The following is a 14,299-nucleotide window of genomic DNA, read 5'->3' as shown; positions in this document are numbered from 1 at the left end:
TCGGAGGGTCAGGACTTGCCATGGCTGGCTCTCCCGACGGCGCATCCACCGCCACGGCCCCCGCCGCCAGGATGCCCGCGACGACGCTGACCGTCGCCGCCTTCCCCGCCATCGACGAGATCGTCCGCGCTGCGTTGCCCGCTTGGCGCCAACTGCACCCGGACGTCGACGTGAAGGTCGTGAGCCGCGAGGTCAACGACCACCACACCGCAATGACGACAGCGCTCTCCACCGCCAAGGGCCTGCCGGACGTGATGGCGCTGGAGGTCGGCTATCTGGGCCGCTTCGCGCAGGGCACCGGGCTGGAGGACCTCTCCCGGCCGCCCTACGACTTGCGCCGCTTCCGCGATCGCTTCGTCGGCTACGCCTTCGACCAGGCCACCACGCCTGCCGGCGCGGTGCTGGCCGTGCCCACCGACATCGGCCCCGGCACGCTGCTCTACCGCACCGACCTGCTGGCGCGCGCCGGGCTGAAGGAGGCCGATCTGACCCGCAGCTGGGACGGCTACGTCGAGGCCGGCGTGAAGATCAAGGCCGCGACCGGCGCCTACCTGATGGCCCATGCACGCGACATGAAGGACATCCTCATCCGCACCGGCCTGCGGCCCGGCGAGGGGCTGTACTTCGACCAGGACTCGCGGCCGCTGGTGACCTCGCCGCGTTTCGTGCGCGCCTTCGAGCTGGCGCGGGCGGTGCGCCGCCAGCAGCTCGACGCGAAGGTCACCGCGTGGTCCTCCGACTGGACCGAAGGCTTCAAGCGCGGCGGCATCGCGACGCAGATGTCCGGGGCCTGGCTGGCCGGCCACCTCAACACCTGGCTGGCGCCCGGCACGCGAGGCAAGTGGCGCGCCGCGACGCTGCCCGAGGGCGCCTTCGCCGCCTATGGCGGCAGCTTCTTCGCGATTGCCCGCCACGGCGACCCGGCCCGCAAGCCGATCGCCTTCGAGTTCATCCGCTTCATGACCATGGACCGCGCGCAGCAGCTCGCCGCCTTCAAGGCGCAGGACGCCTTCCCCGCGTTGCTGGCCGCGCAGCAGGACGCGTTCTACGACCAGCCCCTGCCCTTCCTCGGCGGCCAGGCCGCGCGCCGCGATTGGCGCGATGCCGCCGGCCACATCCGCGCCGTGCCGGTGCACAAGCAGGACGCCTTCGCCCGCGAGGTCATCGACACCGAGCTCGACAAGGTGCTGGACCGCGGCAAGGACATCCCGACCGCGCTGGCCGACGCCCGGCGCCTGCTCCAGCAACGCGCGCGCCGCTGATCCGGACCCACGACGATGACGCTCCGCCTGCCCCCCTCGCTGCGACTCTCGCCCCGCTACGCGCCGTATGCGCTGCTGGCGCCGTTCCTGCTGCTGTTCGTGGTCTTCGGGCTGTTCCCGCTGCTGTTCTCGCTCTACCTGGCCTTCCACAGCTGGGAGCCGACCAGCGGCCTGGCCGCGATGCATTGGGTCGGGCTGGACAACTTCGCCTTCGCGCTGCAGGACGAATGGTTCTGGAAGTCGATGCGCAACACCGCCTGGCTGGCGATCGCGTCCGGCGTGCCGCAGCACCTCGTGGCGATCCCGCTCGCGACCTTCCTGCACCTGGCCTTCAAGCGCTGGCGCAACGCGGCCGTCGGCGCGTACTTCCTGCCCTACATCACCTCCTCGGTCGCGATCGCGATCCTGTTCAGCTCGCTCTTCTCCACCGACTACGGCCTGATCAACCTCGCCATCGCCACGCTGCGCGAAGTCCCGCTGCTGGGCGCGCTGATGCCGCAGGCGGCGGTGGACTGGCTCAACGACCCGGACGCGCTCAAGCCCGCCATCTCGATGATCGTGTTCTGGCGCTACGTCGGCTTCAACGTGGTGCTCTACCTGGCCGCGCTGCAGACCATCCCGCCCGACCTCTACGAGGCCGCGACGATGGACGGCGCCGGCCGCCTGCAGCAGTTCTTCCACATCACGCTGCCCAGCCTGCGACCGATGATCTTCTTCGGCGTCACGCTGAGCGTCATCGGCGGCCTGCAGCTCTTCGAGGAGCCCTTCATCCTCACCGGCGGCAAGGGCGGCTCCGACCAGGCCGGCATGAGCGCCGCTGTCTACCTCTATCGCAACGCGTTCGACTTCAACGACTTCGGCGCCGCCAGCGCCATGTCCTGGCTGCTGTTCCTGGTGGTGGCCGCGCTCACCTGGCTGACCAACCGCGCGTTCCGGCGCAAGGGCGAATGAGCCCCGCTCGCCCGCCCCAGCACGCACGACCGACATGAGCACCACCCTGCCCGCCCCCCTCGACGTCGCCGCGCCCCGCACGCCGCGCATGAGCGCCTGGGCCGCCTACCTGCTGGTGGGCGTCGGCGCGCTGATCATGCTGGCGCCGTTCTATTTCATGTTCGTCTTCGCGACCCACTCGCGGACCGAGATCTTCAGCCTGCCGCCGCCGATGTGGTTCGGCGACGACTTCCTGCACAACGTCGAGATCCTCACCCGCCGCCTGCCCTTCTGGCGCAACCTCGGGCTGAGCCTGTACGTCGGCGTGGCCAACACGCTGCTCACGCTGCTGTTCTGCTCGATGGGCGGCTACGCCTTCGCGATGTACGAGTTCCGCTTCAAGAAGGCGCTGTTCGGGCTGGTCATGGGCACGATGCTGCTGCCCAGCTTCATGAACATGATCCCCAGCTTCATGATCATGGACCTGCTCGGCTGGATCGATCAGCCGCGCGCGCTCTACATCCCCGGCGCGGCCAGCGCCTTCGGCATCTTCCTGATGCGCCAGTTCACCGCGTCGGCCGTGCCGCGCGAGCTGGTCGAGGCCGCCCGCATGGACGGCTGTGGGGAGCTCGGCATCTACGCCCGCATCGTGCTGCCGCTGCTCAAGCCGGCGCTGGGCACGCTGGGACTGATCACCTTCATCTCGTCCTGGAACAACTTCATCGGGCCGCTGGTGGTGATGCGCTCGCCCGACATGTACACGCTGCCGCTGGCGCTGCGCAGCCTGCAAAGCCCCGTGGACACCGAATGGGGCGCGCTGATGGCCGGATCCGCCATCGCGACGCTGCCGCTGATCGTGCTCTTCGTCCTGTGCTCCCGTCAGCTCATCTCGGGCCTGACCGTGGGCGCCGTGAAGTGAGCCCCCGACCCATGAGTCCCCCCGACTCCAACCCCACCGCATCGATGGCATCGACCTCCACGCCCTCCTCCTCCCCGTCGCCCGCCGCTTCGCCAGCGTCCGCGCCGCACGCCACGCCCGCCGCCCTGGCGCTGCCGACGGCCTCGGCGGCCGACTTCCCGGCCGACTTCGTCTGGGGCGTGGCCACCAGCGCCTTCCAGATCGAAGGTGCGGCGGACGCCGACGGCAAGGGCCCGTCCATCTGGGACAGCTTCTGCCGCCAGCCCGGCGTGATCGCCGACGGCAGCGATGGCGACGTCGCCTGCGGGCATTACGACCGCCTGGAACAGGACCTGGACATGATCCGCGACCTGGGGGTGGACGCGTACCGCTTCTCCGTCTCCTGGCCGCGCGTGCGCCCGACCGGCGACGGCGATTGGAACGAGCCCGGCCTGGTCTTCTACGAGCGCCTCGTCGACGGCCTGATCGCGCGCGGCATCAAGCCCTACCTGACGCTCAATCACTGGGACCTGCCGCAAGCGCTGCAGGACGTCGGCGGCTGGGGCAATCGCGCGACCGTCGAGCGCTTCGTCGAATACGCCGTCGGCATCGCCAAGAGGCTCGGCGGCAAGGTCGCCTCGATCGCGACGCACAACGAGCCCTGGGTGATGGCGCAGCTCGGCCACGAGACCGGGGTCTTCGCGCCCGGCATCAAGGACCGTCGCATCGCCGCGCAGGTCTCGCACCACCTGCTGGTCAGCCACGGGCTGGCGGTGACGGCGATGCGGGCGCTCGGCGTCACGGCACCGCTCGGCATCGTGCTGAACCTCGCGCCGATGGTGCCGGCGACGGACTCCGCCGCCGACCGCGCCAAGGCCAGGCTGGAGGACGGCAAGCTGCGCCGCTGGTACATGGATCCGCTGTTCAAGGGCGGCTATCCGCGGGACGTGCTCGACGACCTGGGCCACGCCGCGCCGTATGTGGAGGCCGGCGACATGGCGCTGATCCAGGTGCCCATCGACTTCGTGGGCGTCAACTACTACTCGCGCGGCATGATCAGCGCCGACGGCTCGTGGGACGCCAAGGCGGGAGGGCTGGAGCTCACCGACATGGGCTGGGAGGTCTACCCGCAAGGGCTGACCGACCTGCTGGTGGGACTGCATCGCGACTACGCCGTCAAGCGCCTGTACGTGACCGAGAACGGCGGCGCCTTCAAGGACCCGATCGGCGCCGACGGCCGCGTCCACGACGAGGACCGCACCCGCTACCTCGACACGCACATCGCCGCCGTGGGCGAGGCGCTGCGCCAGGGCGCGCCCATGGGCGGCTACATGGTGTGGAGCCTGATGGACAACTTCGAGTGGGCCTCGGGCTACGAGAAGCGCTTCGGCATCGTGCACGTGGACTACGCCACGCTGGCGCGCACGCCCAAGGACAGCGCCGTGGCGTATCGCGACTTCGTGCGGCGGCAACGCGCCGCGCGCGGCGGCTGAACGGGAGAACGGCTCATGGGACAAGTCACGCTGCGCGGCATCCGCAAACGCTACGGCGACCACGAGGTGATCCAGGGACTGGACCTGGACGTGCGCGACGGCGAGTTCATGGTCTTCGTCGGCCCGTCGGGCTGCGGCAAGAGCACGACGCTGCGCATGATCGCCGGCCTGGAGGACATCAGCGGCGGCGACCTGCTGATCGACGGCGCCCGCGCCAACGACCAGCGCCCCGCCGACCGCGGCGCGGCGATGGTGTTCCAGAGCTATGCGCTCTACCCGCACATGACGGTGGCGGAGAACATGGGCTTCGCGCTCAAGATGGCCGGCGTCAGCCGCGCCGAGCGCGACGAGCAGGTCCGCCGCACCGCCGAGATCCTGCGCATCACGGACCTGCTCGGCCGCACGCCCAGGCAGCTCTCCGGCGGCCAGCGCCAGCGCGTCGCCATCGGCCGCGCGATCGTGCGCAAGCCCAAGGTGTTCCTCTTCGACGAGCCGCTGTCCAACCTCGACGCCTCGCTGCGGGTGGACATGCGCATCGAGCTGACCCGCCTGCACCAGCAGCTCGGCACCACGATGATCTACGTCACCCACGACCAGGTCGAGGCGATGACGATGGGCGACCGCATCGCCGTCTTCAATCAGGGGCGCATCGAGCAGCTCGGCGCCCCGCTGGACCTCTATCGCCGGCCGGCCAACGAGTTCGTCGCCGGCTTCCTCGGCGCGCCGCGCATCAACTTCATCGACCGTCCCGCGGCCGACGCGCCCGGCGCCGCGCGGCAGTTGTGGGACCTGCTCGGCGGCGGCGCCCGTCCCGCGGCCCGGCGCCTGGGCCTGCGCCCCGAGCACCTGCAGGTCGCCGCCGCATCGGCCGTCGGCGATCCGGCCGGCGCCAACAGTGTCGCCAGCACCGGTGCCGGCGTCCCGGCCACCGTGGCGCTCGCCGAGCACCTCGGCGATGTGTCCATCGTTCATCTGCGCGTCGAGGGGCTCACCGGCCTGCTGACCGCGAAGCTGCCCTCGGGTGCCCCGCCGCTGCACGACGGCGACGCGGCGCGCCTGCATGCCAACGCGATCCACGCGCTCGGTTTCGATGCCGAGGCGCGCGCGCTCGACGACTCGCGCCAGCCCGGCGCGACCGCCGCCGCGGCCTGATCGTCGCCTGATCGCGACCTGATCACGCCCCGGCCGCCCTCGCGATCGCACCGATCGCGGCGGCCCTTTCGTTCCGCAGTACCCCGCGCCGATGTGGCGCGGACCCCTCGCTAGGGAAAGTCAGTAGAGGACCCCGGGCCGAAGCAGTTAAATTCTGAAAGCGCTTTCAAGACTTCTGCCGATCTCCGTTCGCGGGTGCTCGGAAGGACTGGAAAGCGCCGGAGAGACGGGAGCCAGCGGACGATTGAAGCCGCGCCCTGAACGGATCCGGATCCAGCTTGCCCTGCATTCATCGGGCCCGTCCGCGAGGACGGACCACGGCCAAGACTGAGAGAGAAGAAGGAGACAAATGAAGACCGTCCATCACACCCGCCAGCCCCAGCGCGGCGGACCGCAGCGCCAGCCCGTGGCGGCCGCCTGCGCCCTGCTGTTCATCTCCGTCGCCGCGCAGGCCCAGCAGGCGCCCGCCGCGCCGGCCGCGCCCGCCTCCGCGGCATCGGCCGCGCCGTCCGACGCGCAGCGCAAGGATCAGGCCCAACAGATCGAGACCGTCATCGTCACCGGCATCCGCCAGTCGATGGACACGTCGCTGAACCTCAAGCGCCAGCAGCATGGCGTCGTCGACGGCATCGTGGCCGAGGACATCGGCAAGTTCCCGGACACCAACCTGGCCGAATCGATGCAGCGCATCGCGGGCGTGTCGATCGACCGCTCGATGGGCGAGGGATCGAAGGTCACCGTGCGTGGCGTCGGCCCCGACTTCAACCTGGTGCTGCTGAACGGCCGCCAGATGCCGGCCTCGTCGATCGCCGACACGGCGGCCTCCAACTCGCGCGCCTTCGACTTCGCCAACCTGGCGTCGGAATCGGTCTCCGCGCTGGAGGTCTACAAGACCAGCCGCGCCAGCACGCCCACCGGCGGCCTCGGCGCGACGATCAACATCAAGACGGCCCGCCCGCTCGATGCCGGCAAGACCATCGCCAGCGTCGGCGTGAAGGCCGTGCACGACGGCGGCAACTCGCGCCTGCCGGACAACCTGAAGGGCGACAGCGTCACGCCCGAGGTCTCCGGCATCTACAGCACGACCTTCGGCGACGGCATGTTCGGCGTCGCGATCTCGGGCAGCTTCCAGCGCCGCGACCTCGGCTACAACACCGCCGGCGTGCCCGGCGGCTGGCTGCCGTTCAAGGGCGACGAAGGCGGCTGGGGCTCGATCCCGCAGGCGGGCCAGCCGGGCTCGGAGAACATCAAGAACCGCCCCGGCCCCACCGACGTCTACTCGGTGCCGCAGAACGTCAACTACAACATGAACGGCATCCGGCGCGACCGGACCAACGGCCAGTTGACGCTCCAGTTCGCGCCGACCAAGACGTTGACCGCGACGGCCGATTTCACCGGCTCGCAGAACAAGCTCCACACCCGCCGCAATGACATGTCGGCGTGGTTCAACTTCGGTGCGTCGTCCAGCTCCTGGACCAACGGCCCGGTCAGCGCGCCGCTGAGCTATTCGGAGACCATCGTGCCGGCCACGTCCGACCTGGCGATGGGCGGCGCGGACTTCAAGACGAAGAACCAGAACAAGTCGCTTGGCTTCAACCTTGAATGGAAGCCCAATGATCGGCTGAAGCTGGAGTTCGACGCGCACCACTCCACCGCCACGTCCGGCGCGGACGGCCCCTGGGGCACCAACAACGTCATCGGCACGGCCAGCTTCAACCGCGGCACCACCACGGTGGATTTCAGCAAGGACCTGCCGGTGCTGATCATCGACGGCACGCAGCGCGACGCCTCGCGGCAGCTGGTGACGGGCTCGTCGTTCCGCAACAGCTACATGAAGTCGGGCGTGGACCAGCAGCAGGTGCGCGGCTCGTGGAAATTCGACGACGTGTCCAAGGTGGACTTCGGCGTCGGCGCGACCAAGGTGGCCAACCGCTCGGCCTACTCCAACGTCCAGCTGGACACCTGGGGCGGCGCGACCAGCGCGGCCGACTACCCGGACGACATCTTCCTGCCGCAGAACCTGCACAGCTTCTTCGGCCATATCAACGGCGGCAACGATCCGCGCCTGTTCAGCCAGTTCTACACCTTCGACTTCGGCACGCTGCGCCGGCTCGCCGCGGAGGCCGCGGCCAAGGCGGACCCGGCCAAGGGCCTGTCCCCGGACGACTACCTGGCCTCCAACGTGTTCTCCGTCGACCGTCGCACCCGCGAGAAGTCGCAGAGCGCCTACGCCGAGTACACCCGCGAATGGGAGCTGGGCGTGCCGATGAGCGCCACCGTCGGCATGCGCTACGAGAAGACCAAGGTCACCTCCACCGCGCTGGTGCCGACCGCCACGGGCATCAGCTGGGGCTCCAACAACGAGCTGACGGTGAAGAAGGGCGCGCCCGGCTTCACCACGCTCGACGGCGACTACAAGTACTGGCTGCCGAGCATCGATTGGGACGCGGACCTGACCGACAAGCTCAAGCTGCGCGCCAGCTACGGCGTGACGCTGGGCCGCCCCGGCTGGGACGCGATCCAGGGCGGCCAGACGCTGACGGACCTGGCGCGCCTGAACGGCGGTACCGGCTCGCAAGGCAATCCGGCGCTCAAGCCGCTGAAGTCCAAGAACATCGACTTCTCGCTCGAGTACTACTACGCCCGGTCGAGCTATGTGGCGGCGGGCTTCTTCCGCAAGAACATCTCCAACTACATCGGCTCGACGCTGGAGAACGCGACCCCGTTCAACCTGCACACCCCCGTCGGCGGCAAGCTCTACAACGAGGCGTCGGCGGCCGGTGGTTGCGCCACCGACATCACCTGCATCCGAAACTACATCCTCAACAAGTACAACGGCACGAACGGCGTGGTGCGCACCGGCTTCGACGACAACGGCAACGCGCAGGGCACGATCACCGGCCAGCCCGGTGATCCGATCGCCAACTTCCAGATCACCACGCCGGCCAACACGCGCTCCAACAGCCTGAGCGGCTTCGAGCTCAACGTGCAGCACGCCTTCGGGCACAGCGGCTTCGGCGTGGCGGCCAACTTCACGAAGGTCAGGTCCGGGCTGAAGTACGACAACATGAGCTTCGACCAGCAGTACGCGCTGATCGGCCTGAGCGACTCCGCCAACCTGGTGGGCTACTACGAGGACGCGAAGTACAGCATCCGCGTGGCCTACAACTGGCGCGACAAGTTCCTGGCCTCGGTCAACGACGGCAACACGCTGGGCCGCTCGGCGCCGATCTACACCGAGCCGTATGCGCAGCTGGACCTCAGCCTGGGCTACAACTACAGCGAGCGGCTGAGCTTCCAGGCCGAGGCGATCAACCTCACCGACGAAGTGATCCGCCAGCACGGCCGCACAAAGGAGGAAGTGATCGGCGTGACGCAGACGGGACGCCGCTTCATGCTGGGCCTGCGCTATAAGTTCTGACCGCGGGGACACGACCCTGGCCTGACCACCCGGCGCGCGGCTCGATCCATCGACCGCGCGCCGGGACGTTTCAGACGACCGCCCTCATCGACTGCCCTCATCGACCGCCGCCCATGACCACCGTCCTGCTGAACAGCGCGGAGCACCAGCACCTGCGCATCGTCACCCGCCGGGGCTCGGCCTACGGCGACGCCGTGATGTCGTCGCCGCTCTTTCCCGCCGAGTTCCGCAACGCGCAGGCGCATTACCCCATCGTCTTCCGGGAGGACGCCGGCAACGGCGGCAACGCCGGTGATGGCGCCGGCCTCCATCCGGTGGCGCTGTTCGGGCTGACCGAGGGCAGCAACCTGTTCCTCGACCACCGCGGCGCGGACACCGTGTGGGACGCGCACTACCTGCCGTGGGCGATCGAGCGCCAGCCCTTCATGATCGGCCGCGGCGAGGGCCCCGACGACCTGCTGGTCCACGTCGACCTGCTGCACCCTCGCGTGCGACTGGCCGCGGACGACGACACGCCGGTCTTCGGCCCGCTGGGCGGCGCGAGCGAGACCCTGGAGCGCGCCAGCTCGCTGCTGCGCGCGATCCACGAAGGCATGCAGACGCTGCCGGCGTTCATCGACGCGCTGTTGACGCACGAGCTGCTGGAGTCCTTCGTGCTGGACATCGAGTCGGAGCATGGCGGCGTGACGCGCATCGCGGGCTTCCACGCGATCAACGAGGAACGACTGGCCGCGCTGGACGCGACGGCGCTGGCCGCATTGCATCGGGCCGGGCACCTGCAGCCGATCTACATGGCGGTGGCGTCGATGTCGCAGTTGCGCCCGCTGATCGAGCGGCACCGCCGGCTCGGCCCGTGAGCGATCGACGCACGCACGCATCGCGACGAGGCCGCGCATGGAACCGATCCACGAGCTCACCGATCTGACGCCCGGGCGCCTGCCCGACGGCTTGCTGGCGGCGGCGCAGCCCGTGGTGCTGCGCGGCCTGGTCTCGCACTGGCCCGCGGTGCAGGCGTCGCGGCGCTCCGATCGGTCCGCCGTCGACTACCTGCGCCAATGCTGGCGCGGCGAGCCGGTCGCGATCATGACCGGCGCGCCGGAGATCGACGGCCGCTTCTTCTACAACGACGATTTCAGCGGCTTCAACTTCGGCCGCGAGGACGCGCCATTGCCCGCCGTGATGGAAGCGCTGCTGGAGTTGCGCGAGCAGCCGCGTCCGCCCTGCTTCTACGTCGGCTCGACGACGGTGGACACCTGCTTGCCGGGATTCCGCGCCCACAACGATCTGGACGTCGGTGATCCGGATCCGTTGGTCAGCGTCTGGCTGGGCAATCGCAGCCGGATCGCGCCGCACTACGACCTGCCGGACAACATCGCTTGCGTGATGGCGGGCCATCGGCGCTTCACGCTGTTCCCGCCGGAGCAGTTGCCCAACCTCTACGTCGGCCCGATCGACTTCACGCCCGCCGGCCAGCCCGTCAGCCTGGTCGACCTGAAGCAACCCGACTTCGAGCGTTTTCCGCGTTTCGCCGAGGCGCTCGCCAACGGCCTGCAAGCGGAGCTCGGTCCCGGGGACGCGGTCTACATCCCCAGCATGTGGTGGCATCAGGTCGAGGCGCTGGATGCGTTCAACGTGCTGATCAACTACTGGTGGCGGCAGTCGCCGGCGCACATGGATTCGCCGGTGGCCGCGCTGATGCTGGCGCTGCTGACGATGCGCGACCTGCCGCCGGCCCAGCGGCGCGCATGGCAGGGCCTCTTCGACCATTACGTCTTCCAGGCCGACGCGTCCACCGTCGCCCACATTCCCCCGCAGGCGCGCCACGCACTGGCGCCGCTGACCGCGGACGGCGCCGACCATCTGCGCGCCCATCTGCTCAAACGCCTCCAACGCTGAGGAGCCCCCCATGCCCACGACGCCCGCCGACCCGATGTCCCCTCGCCGCCCGGTGCGGCGCGTCGTGATCGCCGGCGGCGGCACGGCGGGGTGGATGGTCGCCGCCTGCCTGTCCAAGACGCTGGGACGGCTGCTGGACATCCGCCTGGTCGAGTCCGACGAGATCGGCACCGTGGGCGTCGGCGAGGCGACGATCCCGACGCTGCTGACCTTCCACCACCTGCTGGGCATCAACGAGCAGGAGTTCATGGCCGCGACGCAGGCGACCTTCAAGCTGGGCATCAGCTTCGAGGGCTGGCGCGACGTGGGCGAGGACTACATCCACTCGTTCGGGGTCACCGGCACGGATCACTGGACCGCGGGCTTCCAGCACTTCTGGCTGAAGGGCCGCGAGCGCGGCCTCGCCACCGAGTACGGCGACTACTGCCTGGAGCTGCGCGCCGCGCAGGAGCACCGTTTCGCCCACCTGCCGCGCGCGGGCATGAACTACGCGTTCCACCTCGACGCGACCTTGTACGGCGCCTACCTGCGCCGTCTCAGCGAGGGCCACGGCGTGCAGCGTGTCGAGGGCAGGATCGCCGACGTCCTCATGCATGACGCCGACGGGTCCGGTGCCGACGTCCCGCCGCGGGACCGCGACATCCGCGCGCTGCGCCTGCAGGACGGCACGCAGATCGAGGGCGACCTCTTCATCGACTGCACCGGCATGCGCTCGCTGCTGCTGGGCCAGGCGCTGGGCGTCGGTTATCAGGACTGGTCGCACTGGCTGCCCTGCGACAGCGCCATCGCGCTGCAGACCGCGTCCGTCCGCGACGCGGTGCCCTACACGCGCTCGATCGCGCATCCCTGGGGCTGGCAGTGGCAGATTCCGTTGCAGCATCGCGTGGGCAACGGCGTCGTCTTCAGCAGCCGCCACACCGACGACGACACGGCGCAGTCCGCGCTGCTCGGCAACATCCAGGGCGAGGTGCTGACCAAGCCGCGCGTGATCCGCTTCAAGCCGGGGCAACGCGACGTGGTGTGGAAGCGCAACTGCGTCGGCATCGGCCTGGCCAGCGGCTTCCTGGAGCCGCTGGAATCCACCAGCATCCACCTGATCCAGCGCAGCGCGATCCGGCTGATGCAGATGTTCCCCAAGGACGGCATCCGGTCATCCGACGTGGACGAGTACAACGCGCAGATGGCCCATGAACTGGAGCACATCCGCGACTTCATCATCCTGCACTACCACGTGACGAATCGGTCGGACTCCCCGATGTGGCGCGACCTGCGGGCCATGGCCGTGCCGGCGTCATTGCGGCATCGGCTCGATCTCTTCCGGGAGACGGCGCGCGTGTTCCGCGTGCCGAATGAGCTGTTCACGGAGAACTCGTGGATCCAGGTGATGCTCGGCCAGGGCATCGCGCCGGAGCAGTTCCACCCGACGGCGGACCTGATGGGGGATGAGGAGCTGGCCCGCTTCCTCGGGGACATGCGCGAGCGGATCGAGCACACGGTGCGGCAGTTGCCGTCGCATGAGGCGTATGTGAGGAAGTACGGGGCAGGCATGGGAAGCGGTCTGCCTGCGACGCCGCCGACGGGAGCGCCCACCGTGGACGCTCGCCAACGCAGCGCCGCCTAGGGCGCTGACGCATCCACCCGCGGCGCGACTTCAACGGCCGCGCTGCTGGGCCTCCAGCCGCGCCAGCACGCGGCCGATGGCGACGCCCTCGCGCAGCTGCGGATTCGAATAACCGTCGGTCTTGCCCGCCTCGCGCTCGCGCACCTCGATCAGTTTGCGAGCCTGCGCATGGGCTTGCTGGAAGGACCAGGTGTCCTTCAACGCGTCCACGTACATCGCCTGCCCGAAGAACGTGAGCGGCGAGCGCGCCCCGCAGCCATAGGACGTGTGATCCGCGTCGGCGGCCGTCATCACCAGCGTGCCGTCGTCGGCCAGCGGCTCGATCCAGCTGCCGGAGTAGCAAGCGGAGATCGAGATCACGCGCCACCGCACGCCGGCCTCGTCCAGCCATTGCTTCAGCAACTGGGGCGTCAGCGGCTCGGTCCTGACCGGCCATGCATCGGCCGCCAGCTTCGCGTCCTTGCCGCCATGCGAGGTGAGGTGGAGGAACAGCACGTCTCGGTCGCGATCCATCACCGCGGCCATGCGCTCGATGGTCCTGCGCAGGTTCGCGTGGGTGGCCCAGGGGAGCGACATTCCCGTCGCCGGGTTCATGACCAGTTGAACCGTCCGCTCCCCGGCGTCGAAACGCTCCGCCATCGTCTTGGCGACCACCTCGCTCTCATGCATGAAGACGTCCTGGGTCGCGTAGGGCGCGAAAGTCACCGCGTAGACGTTGACGCGCCCCGGCGCCGAACGCGGCAGCGCGTTCAACGCGTCGGCGATCAGTTGGGGCTGCGCGGTGAGGACGTCTTCGGTGAGATGGAGACCGTGCTCCGGCGTCGCACCATCCTCCGTTGCCGCGCTGAGGATCGGCCGCCAGAACACGGCGGGCTGCGGCCAGTTCCCGACGACGAGCGCCCCGGGCACCAGGAGGACGACCAGCAGACGGGCCAGGCCCGTGCCCGCGAGGCGCCAGAGCAGGACGATGCCGGCCGCCGTGCCCCACAGCATGGGCACGAGCCAGATCGCCCACCGCAGCGCCTCCGGCCATTGATCGAGCGGGCCGACGGTCTCGCGCAGCAGCTGCAGGAGCATGGCGGCCACGAGGCTGATCAGCACGCTCGCAACGATCTGCACCCCGACCAGCGTGCCGAGGCCCGGCGCGGTCGGACCGTCCCCTCGCATGGAGCGCACGACCACCCACCCGAGCCACACCGAGAGGACCGTGGACGCCCATCCCTCCAACAGGCCCATCCATGAGAACCCGACCGGGATGTCGAAGGCCAGGCGCTGAATCCCGCAGCCCAGCAGCAGCGCGAGCAACATCAGCGTCGCGAGCGCCAGGGGGCCCGCGTCCAGGCGCCGCCACCGGGGCGCGCGGAAAGTCATCACCCGCGCCGCTTCGCGCAACCAGTCCCAGGCATCCAGACGACGCACCGACGACTCGTCGGTCATCGGCTCCGGGGATGACGCTGGTTCAGCGGCGGATTCAGGTTCTGGCGCCTGCGTCGGATCGCTCTCATTCATCGACAAACCTCCCTGGACTCGCGATCAAGTACGAGGCCCTGTGGCGGGCATCGTATCTGGGTGACGATGACAGGTGAGCTCGAGGCCGTGTTCAGCTTCCGCGATGCCGCGATCCTC

General features: G+C 69.5%; 10 protein-coding genes. 9 read left to right on the top strand and 1 reads right to left on the bottom strand.

Going from position 1 to position 14,299, the window contains the following annotated elements; all coding sequences use genetic code 11:
* Window positions 1–20 precede the first annotated feature (20 nt).
* The 9 genes from CDN99_RS20040 (at window position 21) to CDN99_RS20000 (ending at window position 12,673) form a co-directional block, all read left to right on the top strand.
* Window positions 21–1,262: an ABC transporter substrate-binding protein gene (locus tag CDN99_RS20040; protein ID WP_088386699.1), complete on the top strand. Its 1,242-nt coding sequence runs from the start codon at window positions 21–23 to the stop codon at window positions 1,260–1,262.
* A gap of 15 nt (window positions 1,263–1,277) precedes the next feature.
* Window positions 1,278–2,213 carry a carbohydrate ABC transporter permease gene (locus CDN99_RS20035; RefSeq protein ID WP_088386653.1) on the top strand — a complete coding sequence of 312 codons (936 nt, stop codon included), beginning with the start codon at window positions 1,278–1,280 and terminating at the stop codon, window positions 2,211–2,213.
* A gap of 34 nt (window positions 2,214–2,247) precedes the next feature.
* Window positions 2,248–3,111 (top strand): carbohydrate ABC transporter permease, encoded by an 864-nt coding sequence (locus tag CDN99_RS20030; protein ID WP_238139614.1) that lies wholly within the window; start codon window positions 2,248–2,250, stop codon window positions 3,109–3,111.
* An 11-nt stretch (window positions 3,112–3,122) separates the two neighbouring features.
* Window positions 3,123–4,583 (top strand): GH1 family beta-glucosidase, encoded by a 1,461-nt coding sequence (locus tag CDN99_RS20025; protein ID WP_238139613.1) that lies wholly within the window; start codon window positions 3,123–3,125, stop codon window positions 4,581–4,583.
* A gap of 15 nt (window positions 4,584–4,598) precedes the next feature.
* The gene (locus tag CDN99_RS29665) at window positions 4,599–5,735 is read left to right on the top strand and encodes an ABC transporter ATP-binding protein (RefSeq protein ID WP_088386651.1); all 1,137 of its coding nucleotides are present in this window, start codon (window positions 4,599–4,601) and stop codon (window positions 5,733–5,735) included.
* A 349-nt stretch (window positions 5,736–6,084) separates the two neighbouring features.
* On the top strand, window positions 6,085–9,156 hold the full coding sequence (locus CDN99_RS20015; RefSeq protein ID WP_088386650.1) for a TonB-dependent receptor: 3,072 nt from the start codon (window positions 6,085–6,087) through the stop codon (window positions 9,154–9,156).
* 113 nt (window positions 9,157–9,269) lie between these two features.
* Window positions 9,270–10,013, top strand: a complete 744-nt coding sequence (locus CDN99_RS20010) for a SapC family protein (RefSeq protein ID WP_088386649.1) — start codon at window positions 9,270–9,272, stop codon at window positions 10,011–10,013.
* Between the two features lie 37 nt (window positions 10,014–10,050).
* Window positions 10,051–11,052 carry a cupin-like domain-containing protein gene (locus CDN99_RS20005; protein ID WP_088386648.1) on the top strand — a complete coding sequence of 334 codons (1,002 nt, stop codon included), beginning with the start codon at window positions 10,051–10,053 and terminating at the stop codon, window positions 11,050–11,052.
* 10 nt (window positions 11,053–11,062) lie between these two features.
* Window positions 11,063–12,673 carry a tryptophan halogenase family protein gene (locus tag CDN99_RS20000; protein WP_088386647.1) on the top strand — a complete coding sequence of 537 codons (1,611 nt, stop codon included), beginning with the start codon at window positions 11,063–11,065 and terminating at the stop codon, window positions 12,671–12,673.
* Between the two features lie 30 nt (window positions 12,674–12,703).
* Here the strand turns inward: CDN99_RS20000 and CDN99_RS19995 are convergent, their stop codons facing one another.
* Window positions 12,704–14,182: a C13 family peptidase gene (locus CDN99_RS19995; protein ID WP_088386646.1), complete on the bottom strand. Its 1,479-nt coding sequence runs from the start codon at window positions 14,180–14,182 to the stop codon at window positions 12,704–12,706.
* Between the last annotated feature and the right edge of the window lie 117 nt (window positions 14,183–14,299).

It is taken from the genome of Roseateles aquatilis, assembly GCF_002205645.1.
Classification (GTDB): Bacteria; Pseudomonadota; Gammaproteobacteria; order Burkholderiales; family Burkholderiaceae_C; genus Roseateles; species Roseateles aquatilis.
This window is presented reverse-complemented; position numbering and strand designations above follow the sequence as displayed.